This is a genomic window from Arsukibacterium ikkense, from assembly GCF_000987775.1.
In the GTDB taxonomy this organism is placed as follows: domain Bacteria; phylum Pseudomonadota; class Gammaproteobacteria; order Enterobacterales; family Alteromonadaceae; genus Alishewanella; species Alishewanella ikkense.
This window is the reverse complement of the sequence record NZ_LAHO01000022.1, coordinates 1-19,445: the sequence shown is the minus strand read 5'-3', so window position 1 is coordinate 19,445 and position 19,445 is coordinate 1. Positions and strand designations below refer to the sequence as shown.

Annotated in this window: 18 protein-coding genes; 8 read left to right on the top strand and 10 right to left on the bottom strand. The window is 51.5% G+C overall.

The genetic code is table 11. The features are described 5' to 3' along the window. Positions 1-256: 256 nt before the first annotated feature. Both WG68_RS17925 and WG68_RS17920 read left to right on the top strand, forming a co-directional pair. Positions 257-1,324 (top strand): hypothetical protein, encoded by a 1,068-nt coding sequence (locus tag WG68_RS17925; RefSeq protein WP_046559104.1) that lies wholly within the window; start codon positions 257-259, stop codon positions 1,322-1,324. Positions 1,325-1,329: 5 nt separating this feature from the next. Next, positions 1,330-2,394, top strand: a complete 1,065-nt coding sequence (locus tag WG68_RS17920; RefSeq protein WP_046559103.1) for a hypothetical protein — start codon at positions 1,330-1,332, stop codon at positions 2,392-2,394. A gap of 32 nt (positions 2,395-2,426) precedes the next feature. Here the strand turns inward: WG68_RS17920 and WG68_RS17915 are convergent, their stop codons facing one another. The 4 genes from WG68_RS17915 to WG68_RS17900 form a co-directional block, all read right to left on the bottom strand. Further along, positions 2,427-3,053: an outer membrane beta-barrel protein gene (locus tag WG68_RS17915; protein ID WP_046559102.1), complete on the bottom strand. Its 627-nt coding sequence runs from the start codon at positions 3,051-3,053 to the stop codon at positions 2,427-2,429. Between the two features lie 169 nt (positions 3,054-3,222). After that, positions 3,223-4,257, bottom strand: coding sequence for a CobW family GTP-binding protein (locus WG68_RS17910; protein WP_046559101.1), 1,035 nt, complete (start codon positions 4,255-4,257; stop codon positions 3,223-3,225). 150 nt (positions 4,258-4,407) lie between these two features. Beyond that, the gene (locus WG68_RS17905) at positions 4,408-4,929 is read right to left on the bottom strand and encodes a response regulator transcription factor (protein WP_046559100.1); all 522 of its coding nucleotides are present in this window, start codon (positions 4,927-4,929) and stop codon (positions 4,408-4,410) included. Next, positions 4,930-6,246 (bottom strand): ATP-binding protein, encoded by a 1,317-nt coding sequence (locus tag WG68_RS17900; protein ID WP_152663151.1) that lies wholly within the window; start codon positions 6,244-6,246, stop codon positions 4,930-4,932. It lies immediately after the preceding gene. Between the two features lie 74 nt (positions 6,247-6,320). On the opposite strand from WG68_RS17900, the gene WG68_RS19950 reads away from it, so the two are divergent. Together WG68_RS19950 and WG68_RS17895 are read left to right on the top strand one after the other, a co-directional pair. Continuing rightward, positions 6,321-6,452 (top strand): hypothetical protein, encoded by a 132-nt coding sequence (locus tag WG68_RS19950; RefSeq protein ID WP_268753186.1) that lies wholly within the window; start codon positions 6,321-6,323, stop codon positions 6,450-6,452. A 213-nt stretch (positions 6,453-6,665) separates the two neighbouring features. Continuing rightward, a complete protein-coding gene (locus WG68_RS17895; protein WP_046559098.1) occupies positions 6,666-7,217 on the top strand; it encodes a phosphoribosyl-AMP cyclohydrolase in 552 nt (183 codons plus the stop codon). 102 nt (positions 7,218-7,319) lie between these two features. Here WG68_RS17895 and WG68_RS17890 read toward each other — a convergent pair whose 3' ends face one another. The 3 genes from WG68_RS17890 to WG68_RS19615 form a co-directional block, all read right to left on the bottom strand. Continuing rightward, positions 7,320-7,994, bottom strand: a complete 675-nt coding sequence (locus WG68_RS17890; RefSeq protein ID WP_046559097.1) for a response regulator transcription factor — start codon at positions 7,992-7,994, stop codon at positions 7,320-7,322. Further along, on the bottom strand, positions 7,975-9,582 hold the full coding sequence (locus WG68_RS17885) for a sensor histidine kinase (RefSeq protein ID WP_046559096.1): 1,608 nt from the start codon (positions 9,580-9,582) through the stop codon (positions 7,975-7,977). Before WG68_RS17885 ends, WG68_RS17890 begins: the two co-directional genes overlap by 20 nt. A 67-nt stretch (positions 9,583-9,649) precedes the next feature. Next, positions 9,650-9,907 (bottom strand): hypothetical protein, encoded by a 258-nt coding sequence (locus WG68_RS19615; RefSeq protein WP_152663150.1) that lies wholly within the window; start codon positions 9,905-9,907, stop codon positions 9,650-9,652. On the opposite strand from WG68_RS19615, the gene WG68_RS17880 reads away from it, so the two are divergent. Further along, positions 9,906-10,874, top strand: a complete 969-nt coding sequence (locus WG68_RS17880) for a hypothetical protein (RefSeq protein WP_152663149.1) — start codon at positions 9,906-9,908, stop codon at positions 10,872-10,874. The two genes, WG68_RS19615 and WG68_RS17880, sit on opposite strands and share 2 nt — an antisense overlap. A 104-nt stretch (positions 10,875-10,978) precedes the next feature. Here the strand turns inward: WG68_RS17880 and WG68_RS17875 are convergent, their stop codons facing one another. The 3 genes from WG68_RS17875 to WG68_RS17865 are packed head-to-tail and all read right to left on the bottom strand — an operon-like array spanning position 10,979 to position 13,129. Next, positions 10,979-11,551 (bottom strand): DUF1826 domain-containing protein, encoded by a 573-nt coding sequence (locus WG68_RS17875; protein ID WP_046559094.1) that lies wholly within the window; start codon positions 11,549-11,551, stop codon positions 10,979-10,981. Beyond that, positions 11,548-12,768 carry a zinc metallochaperone GTPase ZigA gene (zigA, locus tag WG68_RS17870; protein WP_046559093.1) on the bottom strand — a complete coding sequence of 407 codons (1,221 nt, stop codon included), beginning with the start codon at positions 12,766-12,768 and terminating at the stop codon, positions 11,548-11,550. The genes WG68_RS17875 and zigA overlap by 4 nt, the downstream gene beginning before the upstream one ends. Then, complete coding sequence (locus tag WG68_RS17865; RefSeq protein ID WP_046559092.1) at positions 12,755-13,129, bottom strand: MerC domain-containing protein; 375 nt, start codon at positions 13,127-13,129, stop codon at positions 12,755-12,757. The genes zigA and WG68_RS17865 overlap by 14 nt, the downstream gene beginning before the upstream one ends. Positions 13,130-13,346: 217 nt before the next feature. Between WG68_RS17865 and WG68_RS17860 the strand changes: the two genes are divergently transcribed. The 3 genes from WG68_RS17860 to WG68_RS17850 all read left to right on the top strand — a co-directional run bounded on the left by WG68_RS17860 (position 13,347) and on the right by WG68_RS17850 (position 19,414). Continuing rightward, complete coding sequence (locus WG68_RS17860) at positions 13,347-15,806, top strand: TonB-dependent receptor (RefSeq protein WP_046559091.1); 2,460 nt, start codon at positions 13,347-13,349, stop codon at positions 15,804-15,806. Between the two features lie 27 nt (positions 15,807-15,833). Next, positions 15,834-17,198, top strand: a complete 1,365-nt coding sequence (locus WG68_RS17855; RefSeq protein ID WP_235357781.1) for a 5-methyltetrahydrofolate--homocysteine methyltransferase — start codon at positions 15,834-15,836, stop codon at positions 17,196-17,198. Positions 17,199-17,362: 164 nt separating this feature from the next. After that, the gene (locus WG68_RS17850) at positions 17,363-19,414 is read left to right on the top strand and encodes a TonB-dependent receptor (protein ID WP_200897631.1); all 2,052 of its coding nucleotides are present in this window, start codon (positions 17,363-17,365) and stop codon (positions 19,412-19,414) included. Positions 19,415-19,445: the final 31 nt, after the last annotated feature.

The window sequence follows — 19,445 nt, the reverse complement described above, 5'->3', positions numbered from 1 at the left end:
ATCACTTTAAACAGCAGCTGGCAATTGCTGCTGCCACTGTTGCAGCTTAGCGCCTGTCTGCCGTGCGCTGTTGTAGTGTTAGTTAACATGTTGGTTTTTTATTAAAACACCGCCGCTGTTAACTGGTCGGCTGAGCCAGCCCAGTCCCGAAAAATGCCGCTTGCAATCAGCGGCTGCTGTTCTATTTTTGTTCACTGAGTCAGGCCTGTATTACCAGTCTCAACCAATAAAAATAAGATAAAGACGAGGATCTGCAATGAAAAAACTATCTGGGCTGCTTAGCGCAGCACTACTTGGCGGCCTGGCCGTCAGCTTTCAACTCTGTGCCGCTGTCGGCGGCTATCCCGTGGTACTGGTGCATGGCTTACAACCCGAGCAGCTGGCCAGCCGGCCTAATGCCAGTGAGGTTAGCAGTGACGGTGCCGCATACTGGCAGGCTTACTGGCGGGACAGGGCCGATGTGCGAATTGACTGGCCAGCGCACGAGCGGGTAGCCGGCAAAATTGCCAGCGACTATGTCTGGCCCAGGTTGCAGCAAATGTCACGTAATGGTACCTGTGCCAATGGTTGTATTTTTGTCACCCATTCCACCGGTGATTTAGTCACCCGCTATCTGATAGATAATCAGGCCTTGTGGCTGCAAAATGCGGGCTTACAACCGCTGAATATTGTAGCGACTTTTGATTTTGCCGGTGCCGGCGGTGGCTCAGAGCTAGCTGATCTGGCGGTGAATATTGCCAGCGGCTCAGGCCTTATTGACTGGACTTTACGGCTGGCTATTGCTGCCTGGCTGGGTGAAATACCCAATGCTGGCAATGTTGGTGTGCTAAATGATTTACGGGTAAACAGTGCCCGTCAGTTGGCGGCGTTTCCCGATAGCCGGGTACCCCGTTTGCGCTTTGTCGGCGCCGGCTCCGATTATCTGGGCGCCACCGGGCCATTTTTGCCGGGTACCGATGATGGCGTTGTAGCCAGCCACTCTGCCTGCGGCGCCGCGACAGCCGGTAGTTTTGGCAGCTGCTCGGTGAATGTGGCTTTTGATGGCAAGCTGGCCAGCCAGAGTGATGGCGTGCGCAATTTTATGCCCTATCACTACCCATTGTTAATGAGTAAAGGCTACAGCCATGGTGGTGTGATCGGCAACCAGGCCCAGGATGAAATTACTGCGGCGAACAGCAGCGCCAGCTATTTAAACAATGATCGCCTGCAGTTTAATACCTATGATGAAACCCGCGGCTGGTGGATTTTCAGCTCACGCTATCGGGTGGTGCGTAACTCGAACAATACCAGCATGTCTGCGCTGGTGTATCAGGCGGCGAACTAGCGGGTATGGCTAAATTAGGATGGATAATACTGAGCCTGACAGCATTGCTGTCAGGCTTGTGGCTATTCTGGCCAACGTCCGCTGCCAAGCCCCAGCCGGTAGCTGTACCAGCACTATCGGCTGAGGCAGCGCTGCCAGCGGCGGCCAGCAGCACGGCAGCAGCGCAAGCTAGCGTAACGGTAACTGAGCGGCTACCCGCATCGGTTAGTGACAGTTTCCAGCTATTGGCTACGGCCTATGCCGCTGAACTGGAATACCCATCTTATGCCCGGCCGCTGCACCCCGACGACAGCCATCTGCTAAACCCAAATCAGTATGTGGTGCAGCCGGTACCGCTGGACGGCGGTGCCAGTGCGGCTATTGTGCTGGATAAATACCGCTTTAGTTACCCGCAGCCCATAGTGGTAAGCCTGGAGGTCAGTGGCCTTAGCGTACACAATGTTAACGTGCAGCTGCACAGCGAGCAAAACAGTAAATTACTGGCAGCTGAGGCTATGCAACAAGCCGCTGCAGGCCCGGACGCAGGTGAGACCTGGCAGGTTGAACTTAGCCCTAATGCCAACTGGGATGGCCCAATAGAGCTCAGCGTGAGTTTTAGTGCCAACGGCCGCGAGCAAACCCTGAAAACCGGTATCGCCTACAGCCAACCGGTAGCCACTATTACCGGCGTCGGTTCCAGCCGCGGGGTAGGTAGCGATATGCTGATCCCGGTAAAGCTTACCGTAGAGCAAGCCGGCCATTATCGGTTACGGGCTAATTTATTTAATGCCGAGGGGCAACCACTGGCGCTGCTGACCGCGACCGAAAAGCTGTCGAGCGGCAAAACCGAGCTGATGTTACGCGCTTACAAAGCGGTATTGCGTGGCCAGGAAGGCCCCTATGTGTTAAGCGGTTTTGTGCTGGAGCGCCGATCGGCCGCCCCGGGCGAGCTAACCCGTTATGGCGACAGTGAACAAAGCGAATATCCGCTGGAGTTGTTTTCTCTTAGTCAGTTAAGCGACGAGCCCTTTCAGGCCAGCGCCGAAGAGCGGCAACGGCTGCAGTTTTTGCAACAAATGGCAGAGCAGTAATACTGAAACGCTACATTTAAAAGGAACTTGCATCAAAATCGGATACCGAAGGCGAAGCGAAAAACGTTGTAGTCGGAGCCCGCGCGTTGGTACTCACTGGATAGATAGAGTCTGCTACTAAGACGATAGCTAAGGCCCGCACCATACACCAAACTATTGTCGCTGTAACTTGTGAGGACTGGGCCTGCGCTCTTGCGGGTTGTACCGAAACCGATACTGCCGAATAAATCTACTTTATCTGATAATGATAGTTCTGGAACAAGGGCGATGGCAGCATGCTCAACATCACCGCGTTCGCTTATAAGGACAGTTAGACAAACGACATCAGGTTTGCAACTATTAACAGTGTGAAAGTCTTTAGCGCGTTCATATGTGCCGCGCACACTGAGGTTTGGGTGTAATAAATAGGATATTGAGCCACCAAGGACGGTACCGCTGTCGTCGGTAATGTGATGCCACATTTCGGTTTCCATTCCCAGCCACTTTTCGGTACCTTCGGTCATGCTATCTAAGCTTGCTCTGCCGGTATGAATAGAGACTTTCCAATCTCGTTCAAATGCTTGCGCTTGGGCGCTCCCCGGAAAAATAAAAGTTATACTTGTTAGGATTAGTGCCGTAACCCCAAACGTGTGAAACCAACATTTTGTCTTAGTTTTCATGGCGCAAGCTCCCTGTGACGTCCCTAATAAATCATCTCAATTATTTTAAACTTTGTCTCACTTGATGCTGTAAGTCCAGAAAATTGTGATGGTATTTGAGGGAATTAACTCAGCTGCCTGAGGTTTTTAGCTTTGGTGCCCGGGCTGATAGATCTGATTAATCATCACGTTACGTCACTAAGCCGAACTGCGTCAGGCTCTGCGCCAGCTGCTCTCGGCTGATGCCATCGGTAATAAATACCAAGCGGCTGCGCTTGTCGGTATCAGGCCAACTGCTCATAAACTCTGCCGGGTGAAAAATATGCTGCACACCATGAATAACCATGGGGCCGGGAAAACCGGCGATATGCAGGATGCCTTTAATTCTGAGCATATTGGGCGCCATCTGCTGCACCATAGCATTCAGCCACTGCTCAAACCGGGCAAAGGGAATCGGGCTATCAATAATAAACACATGGCTTTGAATCGGCGAAGCGTGCACCGATGCTGCACTTTGCGGGCTAAGCAGCGCAGGCTCGCTGAGATCAGTGCTAAAGCGGCTGGTGTTGAGCCACTGCGCCAGTGAGGTAGTGCTGCCCTGCGGTTCGATATGATCCAGGGCTAACAGTATGGTCGGATCGATCTCGCCCTGCACGGCAATCAGCTGCTGCGCTTGCGGGTTGAGTACCGCTAACTGCTTGCTCAGCGCAGCTTGGCTGGCCGGCGGCGCTAAATCGGTTTTGCTGAGCAGTAGTATATCGGCCACCGCCACTTGCTGCTGGGCTTCGCGATGCCGTGCCAGGGTGTTGAGGCCATTTACCGCATCTACGGTAACGATAACCCCTTGCAGTCGGAACTGACTGGCAATTTTCGGCTCTGCCATTACGGTATGTATAATACTACCCGGTGCCGCCAGGCCGGTGGTTTCAATGATCACCTGGTCAAACTGGCGCTGGCCATTGCGGGCAAAGCGCCAGCTGATATCGCGCAGCGTTTTGGCTAAATCGCCACGTATACTGCAACAAATACAGCCGCTGCTCAGTTGTACCACTTGCTCTTCCGAGCTGCGGCTAACCAGCAGGTGATCCAGACTGATATCGCCCAGCTCATTAATAATCACCAGGGTATTGGCAAAGGCCGGTTGTTTTACCAGATAATTCAGCAGGGTGGTTTTGCCGCTACCTAAAAAGCCGGTGAGTAAAAAAAGGGGTATGCGCTCTGTCATATGGCTATATCGCTAACATCGTTGGCGCCATGTTAAAGCATATGTTGCGGCTTACCAAGGCTCAAACTTATGATTGTTCATGTTGTTTTAATGCAAAAGCGGTAGTAATTTTTACAGCAAATGGCGGGGCAGAATTAGGTGGTTTGTTATTCAGGGCCTGCGTTTTTGCAGTTTGCGCTGCAAAGTACGCCGGTGCATACCCAGTAGCTCTGCGGTGCGGCTGATATTGCCTTTCTGCTCGGTTAGCACGCGGTTAATGTGCTCCCACTCCAGTTGCTCGGGTGACAGCAGTGCTTTGCCTGGTGCTGCTTGCTGCTGAGTAGCGGTCGGTTTACCGCTAACCGCTTGCTCCAGCTGCTGAAAATCAACCGGTTTAGTCAGGTAATCATCAGCGCCCAGTTTTATCGCCTGCACTGCATTGGCGATGCTGGCATAGCCGGTCAGCATAATAATCCGGCATTGCGGCAGCGCCTGACGTAACGGCGCAACAAAGCTTAAACCCGACTGGCTGGCAAAGCGTAAATCCAGCAAGTAGGCATCGGCTTGCTCGGCAATCAGCTGCTCAGCAGTTGTGACATCAGCATAGGTGCTAACGCGATAGCCGAGCTGGCTAAAGCGCCGGCTCAGCGCAGCAAGTAAAGGCTTATCATCGTCGACAATTACCAAATTCATTCAGGGCAGCTCCATCGGTGGGCGGGGTATCGTCAGTACCGTTAGAGTTCCATTTTCCAGGCTTTGGCGCTGCACAGTGCCGCCCAGTCGTTCAATCGACACGTTGGCCAGAAACTGGCCAATACCCAAACCTTGTTCACTTTGCTGGGGTAATTGCCCCAGCTCAGCTAAGCGGCCCGGCGATAAGCCTTCGCCAAAATCCTGAATACTGACCGTTAAGCCCTGTGGGTCAAGCGAAAGCGTTAATGTTAATTGCGGGCATTGGTTAGCCACACTGGCATCGGCAGCATTATCCAGGATATTAATCAGCGCTGCGCTGTAGCCCTGGCTGTCACTCAGACTGAAATCGGCAGCACTGAGCGCTTTACTGATTTTAAGGTTAATATCTGGTCGGCTATTAAGCCAATGGTCCAGCTGCTGTTCGGTTTGCAACAATAATGGAGCCTGTTGCTGATCTGAGCGTAAACTGCCTGCATCCTGCCGTAGCTGCTGCACTATGTGTTGGCAACGCGTTAGCTCAGTTTTCAATTCTGTTAATGCTGGCATAGTGGCCTGGGTAACCTGCAATTCGTCCGCCAGTAGCTGCAGGGTTTGAATGGGGCTGGCTAAGTCGTGTGCCGCGTTGGCGGCAAAGGTGGCCAGAGCCAGCATATGTTCATGCCTTACTTGTTGTTGTTGTAACTCGCTTATTTTGCGGGATTTAAGCCGGATTAAATTGGCCTGGCTATTAATAAACCAGCTGATCAGCAAAGCCGATAAGGTAAAAGCCCACCACATTTGCAGCAAGTGCTGGTTAAATGCTTCTGCACCGGCGCTGCCATGGTGGCTATGTGCACTATGCTGTGCATATTCAGCCTGTTGCAGCAGCTGGTCGACATTGGGAATCGTTAAATCGCCAATAAACAGCAAGGTACTGTAAGCTGCAACGGCCAGCATGGCGATTAAGTAGCACACTTTGCCGGGTAACATCACTGCTGCCACGGCAACGGGCAGCAGCAATAGCGCAACTAAGCCATTACTGGCGCCGCCACTGAGTAACAGCAGACACCCCAGCAATACGATATCGAGGCAGCAGCTGACCGTGTAGATCTGGCTCAGCCGCTTTGGATGGGCAATAAATTTTAAAATCAGATTAGTTGAAATATGGGTAAGCAGTAACAGCCCAATTAAAGGCCATGAGCTGACGGGGTAAGTGAACAGCCAGCCCACCCCTGCCGCAGTGGCGGTAAACGCAATCAGGCCCCAGCGAAAACGGATAAAATGTCGCAGCTGATGTTCAGCAGAGAGTTCGGTTGCAATAATAAGTTGTTTTGCCATAGCACCCGCTAAAAAAGACGGCTGCCAGGCAGCCGTTTGCAAATGTCAGAAAAGACTAAACCATTGCAACGGTAATGTCATGTCTGAGTGCTGTTAGTCTACGCCAGGCGCCGCTTGATGACACTGCGGCAAATTGTCGCACTCTGGCCAGTATGTCCTGGCTCAGGCGCGAACAACGTCAGGCGCTTAAGGTTGGCGTACGGTGATTATCGCTGGCCAAACCGCGTCAGGCTTTGCGCTATCAGCCTTGCGGCTCGATATGATCCAAGGCTGAACGTGGCGCGCTGTTCATGTTGTTTTAATGTAAAAACAGCAGCTTGTTCATCTTTGCATGCCGCTCTGGTTCATCTGCTGCAGTTAAGCTAACCCTAGTTACAGCAAACCCATTGCCCACAGGGGCTTAGTAAAAGGTGAACATGATGAAAACATTTACAGTAACCATTTTAAGCAGCGCGATGATACTGATGGGCAGCGTGCAGGCAGCCACTGCCGGCAAGGTGATTACCGAAGCTGAATTACAAGCAGCGCAACAAGCCTGGGGCAAGGCATTAATCAGTATCAGCCAGGCTTATACCGAAGGCGGCCATACCAAAGCCGAGCAGACAGCCCGCGCTGTATTGGATGGTGCCTATGGTTATAACCTGGGGCCGGTGCTGTTTAAGCCCACTCTGGCCAGTGGCGAGCAAACGTTTCGCACTGAGTATGACGGCGCGCTGGCCTACTTTGTTGGTGGCAACAGCAGCTTCGCCAACGACAGTGGCTTTGCGTTAAAAGGCTGGCAGGCTTATGAATTTAACAATGCTGCCGTGCATGTTAATGGTGACTTAGCCTTAACTATGGGCCATGTGATGCTAACGGATAGTAATGGCCAGGTAACCACTGTTGATAAAACCTGGGGTTTTAAAAAGGATGAGCAGGGCGTACTGCGTATTGTGCTGCACCACTCATCTTTACCCTTTAGCGCTAACTAAGCTGTGCCAGTTAACCCGCGCCTGTTAAGCGGGCGCAAACTGCTTTCATAACGGGTTCCCAACCCTTTTGGCTGGTAAAGAGCCTCTGCTTACCAGCCTTTTTTATTCCACCTGCAAACAATAACCGATGCCGCGCCGGGTATGCAGTAACTTGACCGGATAAGCATCGTCAATTTTTTTGCGTAGCCGTGCCAGGTAAACATCAACAATATTGGTTAGCGGATCTTCATTCATGCCCCAGACATTGGTTAAAATGCGCTCGCGGCTATACACCTTACCGCTGTTACTCATTAATAACTCCAGAATGCCCAGCTCTTTGGCGGTGAGGCTAATCTCATTACCCGCGCGTTGCACCCGCATACTGTCTAAATCGAGCACTAAATCGGCCACCTGCAATTGGCGGCTGTGTTCTATGTTGCTGCTGCGTTTGGCCAGCACTTCGATGCGCGCCAATAATTCCTCAAAATGAAAAGGTTTGCCCAGATAATCATCGGCGCCGGCCCGTAAGCCTTTTACCCGTTCATCTACTTCAGATAACGCCGATAAAATTAAGATCCGGGCGTTAACCTGCTGGCTGCGCAGCTGCTGGCATAGGGTTATACCATCCAACTGGGGCAGCATGCGGTCAAGAATAATCACCTCAGGTTCAAACTGCTTTATGGTATCGTGGGCGTGCAGGCCATCGCTGAGCAATAAGGTCAGATAACCTTCGGCTTTTAAACCTCGCGCCAGAAAACTGCCTACCCGTTCATCATCTTCAATGATCAGTATTTTCATCAACGGCTCCGTTAAATAATGGTAGGGTGAGCATGACTATGGTGCCCTGTGGTTGGTTGGCACTTAGCGTAATGGTACCGTCGTGCGCCTGCATAATAGCCTGGGCGATACTCAGCCCGATCCCCAAACCATCGGGCCGTGCCTGGCGGGCGGCAGTACTGCGGTAGTGGCGCTCAAACAACTGCTGCTGATCTTGTGGGCTAACGCCAATACCCTGGTCAGCCAGCTGGACACTAAGCTCGTTGTCGCCCGGGGTGATAGCAAGCTGCAACTGGTCGCTTTGTTTGGCGTAGTGCTGGGCGTTATCGGTAATGATACCCAGCACCGTGGCAAATTTTTCACTATCGACCAGTAACCACTGCGTGCTACTCAGTGGTGGCAGCGGGCTAAGCGTTAACTGAAAGCGGCTATGTAACTGCTGTTGGACTTGTGAGCAAAGCTGGCTGACAAACTGCGTTAACGGTACTTTTTTCAAACTGACCTGTAGCAGCCGCTCTTCGCCGCGGGCTAAAAACAGCAAATCATCAATGCGCCGGTTAAGTTGCTGGCTGGAGGCTAAAATGCGGCCGAAGGCGTCTTTATACTCAATTAAGTCTTTGTCTTTGCCGCGCAGGCTGATTTCGGCTTCGCCCTGAATACTGGTGGCCGGCGTGCGCAGTTCGTGGCTGATATCGGTTAACAGTTGTTTTTGGCGCAGCTCGGCCTGGTGTAATTGTGCTAAGGCTTGTTGCAGCTCAGCGGTACGTGCCTGCACCCGCTGCTCGGTGGCTTGCTGGCTTTTCTTTTCCTGCCCGGTAAAGGCATCAATATGGCCTGACATCAGGTTAAACTGGCGGGCCAGCTCGGCAAACTCAGTCGGCCCTTGCTCGTTAATACGATGCGCAAAATTACCTTGCTGCAGCTGCTTAGTGCCTGTAAGCAACTGTTGTAGTGGCTGGCGCAACGCTTTAGATAAGTGATAACCCAGCAATACGGCCAGCACTATGCCGGCAATACTGATCAGCAACATTATCTGCTTCACTTTTTGCACTGCACGAAGTGCATCGTTTTCGGTGGCATTGGCGCGTTGTTTTTGCTGGGCAATCGCCGCCTGCAGCAATTCCGCCAGATCGGTATCCTGAAATTTATCAAATAGCGAAATCAGCGTTTGCCAGCGTTCGGTATCGTCCTGGTACGAGGCAATTTCACGGGTTCTGAGGGCGTGCTCTAAGGTTTGCAGATTGGTTTGCAGCAGTGAAATCACCTTTACCTGCTGCATAATATGTTGTAAATCGGCCTCACTGGTGCTGAACAGCTGATCGCGAATGGCCAGTTTATCTAAAGCCGACAACTGCTGTTGTTTGCGCTGAAATAAGGTATCGCGAAAATCGGTGTTGGCATTGTCGGTTAGTAAGTATTCGGCTAACCAGACTTTTAAACGTTGCTTGTCGGCGCGCAACGAAATAAATTCCGTTAGCATCTGGTTGGCAATGCGGTTGCGTTCGGTATGAAACTCAGAATTTTGATGCGCCCAGAAGCCAATGCCTGATTGCAACACGATAATAGCGACCAGAATACACAGGGAAATAATCAGTTTGCGCAGATACATAAACAAACGCCACCAGCAACCATCAGGGGAGCCAGTATAAAGAACCGCCAGCAGTAAAGCATGAATATCAGGTTAACTTTTCAGTATTTGTCATGCGCTGCCGGCCGCTGTGTAGTGATGCAACGCTTAATTTTATCTGCCAGCTAAATTGCTTGCGATGCCGGGTTATAAGGTTATAATTTTGTTTTTTTTTTATAAAGGGAGTTATTGTGAGAAAGATTTTTGTGAAAAGTCTTGTTGCTATGGCGGTACTGGCAACAATAACAAGCTGTGCTTCAAAGCCTAAAGTTGTTGATAACACTCCAAAAAATCCAACTATAGTCATGAAGGCTGATTATTATATCAACGGCTTATACATACCTGAATTTAGTGGTAAGCAAGTCGTACACACTCGCTCTGACATGCGCCGGTTAGACCATGATACCAAGTTTAGAAATATCTTGATGCGCTGGGCCAACAGCCATACCGGCCAAATTGGGCGCATTGATACCAAGCTGAGTTACATGCTTGACCATGATAAAAAACAATATCGTGAATGCCCGTTAGCAGGGTGTACAACCTTTAGCTTTCCTGGCTTCACCGCGGCTTCAGAGCGGGAAGAAGAGCAATATGAAAGCTATGAATCTATGGGTTGTGAGGTCAGTGTCGTTAGTAATGAATTTAGTGTGGTTAAAACCGGGCAACAACGCGTTATCAGCAACGTTAAGGCCGAAGAGTACAAAGTAGAGTGGCAAGTTGTGATGCAGGACGCCTCAGCGAAAAAAGATACTAATCTGGCGCAGATGGTCTTCTGGACCACGACTCCTGAGACTGAAATGCAACAAGCCTGGTCGGTACAGCGCGAGTTTCAACAAGGCTATGCCGATAATGCTGAAGATAATGCGTTAGTGCGGTTGCTGGGCAAAGAGGCTTATATGGCGCTAGCCGCTGTCACCGGCGATATTGAAAATACCGATAAAGAGCAGTACAACAGCTTCCTAAAAGAATTAGCCACAATTAAAGGCTACCCGTTATCCATTAAAACAGAATGGTATCGCGATGCGCAGGCTTGTCAGGAGAAGCGCCGCAGTAAAAAGCAAAACGCCGGTGTAGATTTAAGCAGTGGGCTGGGTGGTGCTGCCAGAAGTATGTTGTCGGGCATGGTTGAGCAGCAAAAAGAAAGGATTTTGGACGAATGGCGCAAAAAGCCAATGTTTCACTATCTATATGATATTACTTACCTAAAAGAAGAAATGGTGCACGACTCTGTGTTTAATCCACCTGTAGGTTATAAATTAACTGACAGACAGTAAACCTTGCCCGTTTTAAGCGCTGACATAACAAGTACAACTTGCTGTATCAGCGCTTGTTAGCTTTATCCATAATCCGAAAGCCGTAAACGCGGCTTTGTTTATAATTACATCGGATCTAAGGTGAGCAATACTCTGGGCAAATCTGACGCTGGTGAGCGGTGCACTATGGCCTGCTGTTCATTGCCTTCCCAGCCCGAGCCTTTAAGCAGAGTTACCGCAAAGGGTGTAGCTTGTTTATGATCAGCCGGGCTGTCGCCCTGCCACTCTGTGCCGGGCCCCTGATAGGTGCAGACCAGCCGGCACACCAGATGATCGGTATGAAATTTCGGGCACATCGGTTTGCTCAGGGTTTCTAGTCGCAGCCCCAGCTGCTGGCAGTCCATCAGGCAGCTGAACATCTCGCATTGCAGCGCAATATCCGCTAACAGCTCAGCTTTGCCGGGGGCGTCAGGCAGCGCTGCTGCAATGTCGGCTTGCACGGTAGCAGTGGTGACAATACGTTTTAACGGCATGGCAAAGGCTAGTTGTGCACAGTAGGCGCTAATTATCGGATCTGCAGGGCGCTGCCAGCTGGCCAGATTAACATCGGGGGCGAAGATACCCGTCAGTACTTCAGGCGTGCGGCTTACCTGTTGCCGGCTAATGGCATGAAAAGAGCTAAAGGATAAGGCACTCATTCAACATACTCCGCAGCAAACGGGCTGGGCAACTGCTGCCAATGCTGCTCGCCTGGCGCCAGCTCGTCGTCAGTTAACAGGCAGGCGTTCAGCTCGGCCAGCATGTGGGTTTTGTCCAGCTGCTGGCCAATAAATACCAGTTCCTGCCGGCGGTCACCAAAGGGCTCTTGCCAGCTTTGCTTAATCGCGTCTTGCATCTCTGCTTCCTCTGGCCATTCAGTTTGCGGTACTGCCTGCCAGAATAAACCTGCCATATTATAGCGGGCGATACCGCCCGCCTGATGCCAGAGCCAGGCATGCTCGGGGCTGCTGGCCAGCCAGAAATAGCCTTTAGATCGCAGCAGCCGGCCGCTGGGCCAGTCTTGATGCAAAAAAGCATGAAAGCGTGCCGGGTGAAATGGCTTGCGGGCGGTAAAAGCAAAACTACTGATACCGTATTCTTCGGTTTCGGGTTTATGTTCGCCGCGCAGCTCTTTTAACCAGCCTGGTGCTTGCTGCGCCTGCTCAAAATCAAACAAGCCGGTATTTAAAATGTCGGTTAAGGCTACCCGGCCTTGTTCGGCCTGAATAATCCGCGCCCGGCTATTTAAGCTACGCAGTATTGCGCTCAGGTGCTGCAGCTGTTGCCGGGTTACCAGATCAGCTTTACTGATAACCAATACATCACAAAATTCCACCTGTTCTATCAGCAAGTCTGCGACGCTGCGCTCATCGTCTTCACCCAGGCTTTCGCCGCGCTCTGCTAAGTCCTGCGCCGCTTCAAAATCGGCCAGGAAGTTGACGGCATCGACTACGGTCACCAGCGTATCCAGCCTGGCAATCTCGGCCAGGCTCTGGCCGTCTTCGTGTTCAAAAGTAAAGGTTTCGGCAATCGGCAACGGCTCTGAGATGCCAGTTGATTCTATCAGCAAATAATCAAAGCGGCCGGCTTTGGCCAGCTTGCCTACTTCCAGCAGTAAATCTTCGCGCAGGGTGCAGCAAATGCAGCCATTGCTCATTTCTACCAGCTTTTCTTCGGCGCGGTTTAAGCTGACTTCTTTATTTAGCTGATTAGCATCGATATTGATGTCGCTCATATCGTTAACAATCACCGCCACCCGCAGGCCATCGCGGTTATGCAGCACGTGGTTGAGCAGGGTGGTTTTACCGGCACCTAAAAAGCCGGATAGTACCGTTACCGGTAAGCGGCTATCGGCAGCGGGGTTAGTTAGTAACATGGGAGATCTCCTGGGTGCGCAGCAATAAAACCCGGTTGCGCAGATGAGCGGCTGCGAGCAGAAAGCCACCGCTAACTGACAACACCAGCTCAGCATCGTGGCCGGCAAATAATGAAATAACTAATAATAAAAAACCGCTTAAGCCCAGCAGAAATGGCGTTTTGTTGCGATGGACACACCAGCCGCCAGGCAGGCTCCACACCAGCAAAGCGCTAATGGGCAGCAACATCAGATAATGAAACCACTCAGAGCTGAATACGCCCAGCAGCAGGCCAGAGCTGCCGACAGCCAGCAAAATAGGTAAGGCTAAACAATGCACCACACAAAGCCCGGATAACGCAGCAGCAATCAGATCTTTCATAGGGCCTCACTTAAAGGATGGTTGTGGTATGGAGTTGAACAGCAACTGTTATAATATAACATATCTATTGAGGCAGGGCACTATGCCTGTGAGTTCACAGGTTGGCACTGACTCATTTTGTAATATTATAACATTGCGTCACATAATGAGATACTATAACATATTGGCCTTGTTGTCGGCTGCATCGTTCAGCCTGAGCACTATAAAGGGAGTAACTATGTTGCGTAAAACGTTACGTAAAATGGCTTTAGCATCGGCCATCGGCATGATGTTGTTTGCAGCGAATGCCGCAGCGAATTCAATTAGCGGCACTGTGCTGGATGCTGCTGGCAAACCCGCTGCGAATGTTGAGGTGTCGGTATCGGGCACCGCCATTAAAGTGCTGACCGATAGTCAGGGGCGCTTTGAGTTAACGGGCCTCGCCGCACAGCAGGTAGAACTGCATTTAGCTGGCCGGCGTATTGCGCATCGCAATATTGAAGTGCAGGTACCGGCGCAGGGCCTAACTAATTTAACCCTGACCGTGAAACCGACACCGTTTGAAGTAATTGACGTTACCGCCAGCCCGTTGCATGCCTCTATTACCGAATCTTCTTTACCTGTTAGCGTGTTAGCCGGCGAGCAACTGAAAATGCGCCAGGCTGCGACCTTAGGCGATACCCTGAAATACGAAGTGGGGGTACACAGCAACTTTTATGGTGGTGTCGCCAGTAGCCCGATTATTCGTGGCTTAGATGGCCCACGGGTGCTGATCACCCAGAATGGCCTGGATGCCGGTGATGCGTCAAGAGTGGGGCCGGATCACAGTGTGGCCACTGAAGCCAGCACGGCCACCCAAATTGAAGTGTTACGTGGCCCAGCTACCTTATTTTATGGCAGTGGCGCCATCGGCGGCGTGGTTAATATCGTTGATGAACGGGTTCCCACGGATAGCACGCCGCGTGCTGAGTGGATTGCCCAGTTGCAGAGTGTTAACTCTGAGAAATTGCTGGCCGGCTCGGCGGTTAATGGCAACGATTTATTTGCGGTGTATGTCGATGGCTTCTGGCGTGACAGCATCGATTATAAAGGCCCGCATGGCCATAGCGCAGCAGATGAGCATGATGGCGATGATCATGACCGCGATGAAGGGCATGGCGAGCGGATTGAAAACACTTTTTCGCGCAGTCAGGGTGGTACCATCGGCGGTAGCTACCTGCTGGAAAATGGCTTTGTTGGTTTATCTTACGGCAGGCTAGAGCGTAAATATGGCATTCCGGGCCATAGCCATGGTGGTCACGCTGAAAGTGGCGATAGCGACGAAGAAGTGGTCTTTGCTGATAAGAAGCAAGATCGTTTTCAGTTGCAAAGTAGTTTGTTTTACACAGATAGCTGGTTAAGCCAGGTTAATACCAAGCTGGCCTATACCGATTATCAGCATGCTGAAATTGAAGATGGTGAAATTGGTACCTTATTCAGTAATAAAAGCCATGAAGCCCGGCTCGAACTATTACACCGCCCCTGGCAGGACTGGAAGGGCGGTTTAAGCCTGCATTATAAATACAGCGACTTTAAGGCGATTGGCGATGAAGCCTTTAGCCCGCCGTCAGACAGCACCATGTTAGCTGCTGCCTGGATGGCAGAGCGGCATTTTGGCCCGGTGTTACTGCAGCTGGGTGCCCGTACTGAGCGGGTTAGCATTAAAGCACCTCAGGTGTTATTGCCGATGCTGGAGCTACATGGCCATGATGACGGCCACGATGACCACGGTCACGATGATCACGGCCATGGCCCCGATATTACCCGGATATTTGACTTTAACAGCCGTTACAACCCTTACAGCCTGTCTGCCGGTATCGTATATGACTTTACCCCGGGTTATAACGTCGGCGTGTCGGTATCGCGGGCAGAGCGCGCGCCCAGTGCCGCGGAGTTACTGTCATTTGGCCCGCATATTGGTACCAATAGTTATGAAGTCGGCGCCGTATTTAAGCTGAACGACGCACAAGACGGCTTTGTGTTAAATCCAGACGGTTTTAAAACTGAGCGTTCTAACAATATCGATTTAACCTTGCGTAAAGTCTCGGGAAACACCGGTTTTGTGCTGAATGCCTTTTATAACCGGGTAGATAATTACTACTTCCAGCAGTTTACCGGGCTGTTTGCCGAGGTTTCTCATGACGAGCACGGCGATGAGCATGATGATCATGGCCACAACGACCATGCTGATGACGAGCATACCGATGAACTGCCGGTGTATTTGTATACCAACCGTGATGTCAATTTATATGGTTTAGAAGCCCAGTTTGTCTGGCAAATCAGCCAGCCTGTGCGCTTTACCCTGCAAGGTGATTATGTTCGGGGTAGTGTGCGTGGTGCCGGTGAATTACCCAGAACCCCACCACTGCGCTTACTCACGTCACTGGCTTATGAAGGCAATAACTACGATGCCGATATTACCCTGGCCCGCTATTTCCGCCAGGGCAAGGTGGCCGCACTGGAATCTGCTACCGCTGGTTACAGTATGCTGGATGCCTCGGTTAGCTATCGCTTTAACTTTGCCGGCCAGGAATTGGTGGCGTTCTTAAAAGGTCAGAATTTGCTGGATCAACGTGCGCTGGTGCATACCTCTTTCTTAAAAGACGATGCGCCATTGCCTGGTCGTGGCCTGGCCGTGGGCTTACGTGGCCGCTTTTAATTAATACTAATGGATTTGGAATTGAACATGATGAAAATACAAACAAAAGTTGCCTACCTGGCTCTCGCTATGTCTGCTGCCCTGTTAACCGGTTGTGGTGATACCACGGTGACCATTAATGAACTGCCGCCAATTGTTGGTGACGATCATGACCACGACGATGATCACGATCATGGTGGCGTCAATGCCGCAGGGCGTTTAGTGCTGTCGGCCATTGATAGTGCTTTTGTCCAGGTATTAGAGTTGCCGGCTAAAACCGAACTGAATACCTTTGTGGTAAGCACCACCCCTAGTGCCCTTTATGCCTCAGGCGATTATCGTTATGCCGCTGTAGTGCAGCGCAACGATGACTTAGTTCAGTTTATTGATGGTGGTTTATGGCAGGAAGATCACGTTGATCATATGGATGATTTTCAGGCGGCGCCGCGCTTAATGCCCTTTCAGTTATCACAGGTACGGCCGACCCATTTCAGTGCTGCAGATGGCCAGTTAGCGGTATTTTTTGATGGTAATGCAGCAACCGGTGCGGCTGCCGGCGTTGCGGTATTAACCGATGCCGATATTGGTGAGGATCGTAGCGACTACCCGCAACTGAGCCTGACTACCCATCAGCATGGCTTAGCTCAACCGCGCGGTGAGTTCCTGATTAGCTCCATTCGTGATGCTAACAGCAGCACCACCTTACCGGATCAGGTGGGTTTATATCATCAGCATGGTGACCACTTTGATTTAGAAGAAATCTTTGCTGTCAGCTGCCCTAATATGCACGGTAGCGCGCAAAACCATGAGTTTATTGCTTTTGGTTGCAGTGATGGTGTGTTGCTGATTGAGCAAGACGGTGAAACCTTTACTGCCAGCAAGTTGGCCAATACTGATGAGTTCAGTGGCAGCATGCGCATTGGCACTCTGGCCGGCCATGATGCAGCAGAGCACTTTATTGGTTTAGCCGGTGCTGCGGTATTTGCGATTGATGCCGAAGACGCTGAAATGGCACTGCTGGACTGGCAGCCGGGTGCCGCTACCGCAATTTGGGGTTATGGCTTTGCGGAGCAGGGCGAGAAGTTTGTGCTGCTGGATAACACCGGCGCGCTGACGATTTTTAACTACCATGGTCATGAGCACGAGGGCAGCGATGAGCCTGCCTTTGAATTTGCGGCTAAGTTAGCGCTGACCGCAGCAAACCTGGCCGATTTACCGGCGGGTGCCCGTTTTCAATTAGCGATTTCTGCTGCCGATGACAAGGTATACGTTACTGATCCTATCGCCCGTCAGCTGCACACCATTGACTTGCATGACGCTGAAGTGGTGAATACTAAACAACTTAACTTTATCCCGCACCGTATTACCTGGTTAGGCATTGCCGAACCAGAGCACGGTCATCACGATCACTAAAACAATTGCTGTTCCCTGTAACCGCTGGCTGCGTTGCACCCAGCGGTTTTTTTTAGCGTGCGATTATGGATCTATCGCTTTGTATCTTCAATGTGTCAAGCCGCTCTTGCCGTCAGTGGCGCCTGGCGTTAGCATGCGGCAACTTTTTTAAAGGTAAATGAATTGTGATATTCAGAGCAACTAAAATCTCCTTGGCAGTTTGCGCTGTGCTGGCGCAAAGCGCCTTTGTTTATGCCGAAACCGTGGATGCCGCCGACCCTATGGTGACAGTAGAACGGGTTGAAGTCAGGGCTGCTGGCTTAAAACGGGACATTGTTGACATGGCCGGGCCGGTATCAGTACTTAGCGGCGAAGAATTACTGCGCCGCACCGATGTCAGTATTGGCGAAACCTTGAAATATGAAGTGGGCGTGCATGCCAACTACTATGGCCCTGTGGCATCGCGGCCGGTGATCCGCGGGCTGGATGGTGCCCGGGTGCAGGTGGTGCACAATGGCATGGGTACCGGCGATGTGTCGCGTGAGGGGCCGGATCATACCATTACCGCCGATGCGGTAACCGCCCAGCAAATTGAAGTGTTGCGCGGCCCGGCAACCTTATTGTATGGCAGTGGCGCTATTGGTGGCGTGATTAATGTGGTGGATAACCGAATTCCACAGCAGCTACCCAGCCACAGTGATACGGTGCTGCTCGGCCGTTTTGGTACGGCGGCCAATGATCGTAGCCTGAGTGTTGCTCATGATAATGGCCGCGGCACCTTTGCCTGGCATGTCGATGGTAATTGGCGGAAGGGGCATGATTACACCGTGCCGCGTTACCAGAATGACCAGGGCGATAGTAGCACGCGGCTGCATAATTCCTGGTCTGAGCATCAGGTGTTAAACCTGGGTAGTAGCTATATTGCTGAGCAAGGTTTTATCGGCGTAAGCTACGGGGTGATCCAGACCGAGTATGGTTTGCCTGAAGGCCCGGCTGCAGAATACGATGACGGTGAGTTTATTAAACTAAACCAGCAACGTGCAGCGCTGGCTGCTGAATGGCGGCCCACCTTTGCATTATGGCAAAGCCTGACTTTTGACCTTGCCTTTACCGACTATGATCACGCCGAGTATGAAGATGGCGGACCGGGCACCGAGTTTTTAAGCCAGGCCTTGGAGCTGCGTACTACCGCGACCTATCAGTTGCCTGACAGTTGGCGCGGTATTATTGGCTACCATGGCATGTTGCGCGATTATCAGGCGCTGGGTGATGAAACCTTTACCCCGAATACCGATACCGACAGCCATGCGCTATTTATGTTGCATGAAAAACGTTTTGGTGTGCTAAAACTGGAATTAGGAAGCCGCTATGAACAGCTTTCCCACCAGGCTTATCAGCTAACCGACAGTTTAGGTAGCCGCGATCTAAAGCAACGCTTTAACCTGTTCAGCTGGTCGCTGGGGGCGGTGTACGATGTGCGGCCAAATCAGCAGCTGACGTTAGCGTTTAGCCAGGCTGAGCGGGCACCTGCAGCTAACGAGCTATATGCCAATGGCATTCATATTGGTACCCGTTCTTATGAAATTGGCGTGGCTTATCAAGTGCAGCAAGCGGCGGGCGAGACGGTGATCATCCATAACCCGGCGCTGGCTAAAGCCGAACAGGCTAATAATCTGGATTTGGGCTGGCGCGGTCAGTTTGCGGACATCAGCACTACGCTTAATCTGTTTTACAATCAGATAGACGATTACGCATTTTTAGCTAATCTCGGCGTGATTATTGCCGATTTTGACGCTTACCAGTATCAGCAACAAGATGCCCGGTTGCATGGCGCCGAGGTCAGTATCAGCTGGCACGTCACGCCAGAGCATCAACTGACACTGCTTGGCGATACCGTGATAGCCCGTTTGCAGGACGGCGGTTACTTACCGCGGGTACCGGCTTATCGTTTAGGTGCTGAATATGCTTATCGCGCCGATAACTGGGGCGCCCAGCTGGGCGTAAACCACTACGCCAGGCAACAGCGTTTAGCCGAAAATGAAACACCAACAGCCGGTTACACCGTGTTAGAAGCCGGCCTGAACCGCTATTTCAACTGGCAGGGTAATGAGCTGATGCTGTTTGCCAAGCTGCAAAACCTGACCAATCGTCTGGCGTTTGTGCATAGTTCTTTTATCAAAGAAGATGCGCCATTGCCCGCCCGACAGCTGGCGGTGGGTGTGCGTTTAAATTTCTAATAAAAAAACCGCTGCCGGCTTTGCCCGGCAG

What these genes read in the sequence shown, in the direction of transcription:
- WG68_RS17885 (WP_046559096.1), bottom strand. Translation starts at nt 9,582, where the DNA reads ATGTATCTGCGCAAACTGATTATTTCCCTGTGTATTCTGGTCGCTATT.
- WG68_RS17905 (WP_046559100.1), bottom strand. Translation starts at nt 4,929, where the DNA reads ATGAATTTGGTAATTGTCGACGATGATAAGCCTTTACTTGCTGCGCTG.
- WG68_RS17915 (WP_046559102.1), bottom strand. Translation starts at nt 3,053, where the DNA reads ATGAAAACTAAGACAAAATGTTGGTTTCACACGTTTGGGGTTACGGCA.
- WG68_RS19615 (WP_152663150.1), bottom strand. Translation starts at nt 9,907, where the DNA reads ATGACTATAGTTGGATTTTTTGGAGTGTTATCAACAACTTTAGGCTTT.
- WG68_RS17890 (WP_046559097.1), bottom strand. Translation starts at nt 7,994, where the DNA reads ATGAAAATACTGATCATTGAAGATGATGAACGGGTAGGCAGTTTTCTG.
- WG68_RS17875 (WP_046559094.1), bottom strand. Translation starts at nt 11,551, where the DNA reads ATGAGTGCCTTATCCTTTAGCTCTTTTCATGCCATTAGCCGGCAACAG.
- WG68_RS17920 (WP_046559103.1), top strand. Translation starts at nt 1,330, where the DNA reads ATGGCTAAATTAGGATGGATAATACTGAGCCTGACAGCATTGCTGTCA.
- WG68_RS17895 (WP_046559098.1), top strand. Translation starts at nt 6,666, where the DNA reads ATGAAAACATTTACAGTAACCATTTTAAGCAGCGCGATGATACTGATG.
- WG68_RS17900 (WP_152663151.1), bottom strand. Translation starts at nt 6,246, where the DNA reads ATGGCAAAACAACTTATTATTGCAACCGAACTCTCTGCTGAACATCAG.
- WG68_RS19950 (WP_268753186.1), top strand. Translation starts at nt 6,321, where the DNA reads ATGTCATGTCTGAGTGCTGTTAGTCTACGCCAGGCGCCGCTTGATGAC.
- WG68_RS17910 (WP_046559101.1), bottom strand. Translation starts at nt 4,257, where the DNA reads ATGACAGAGCGCATACCCCTTTTTTTACTCACCGGCTTTTTAGGTAGC.
- WG68_RS17925 (WP_046559104.1), top strand. Translation starts at nt 257, where the DNA reads ATGAAAAAACTATCTGGGCTGCTTAGCGCAGCACTACTTGGCGGCCTG.
- WG68_RS17855 (WP_235357781.1), top strand. Translation starts at nt 15,834, where the DNA reads ATGATGAAAATACAAACAAAAGTTGCCTACCTGGCTCTCGCTATGTCT.
- zigA (WP_046559093.1), bottom strand. Translation starts at nt 12,768, where the DNA reads ATGTTACTAACTAACCCCGCTGCCGATAGCCGCTTACCGGTAACGGTA.
- WG68_RS17865 (WP_046559092.1), bottom strand. Translation starts at nt 13,129, where the DNA reads ATGAAAGATCTGATTGCTGCTGCGTTATCCGGGCTTTGTGTGGTGCAT.
- WG68_RS17880 (WP_152663149.1), top strand. Translation starts at nt 9,906, where the DNA reads ATGAAGGCTGATTATTATATCAACGGCTTATACATACCTGAATTTAGT.
- WG68_RS17860 (WP_046559091.1), top strand. Translation starts at nt 13,347, where the DNA reads ATGTTGCGTAAAACGTTACGTAAAATGGCTTTAGCATCGGCCATCGGC.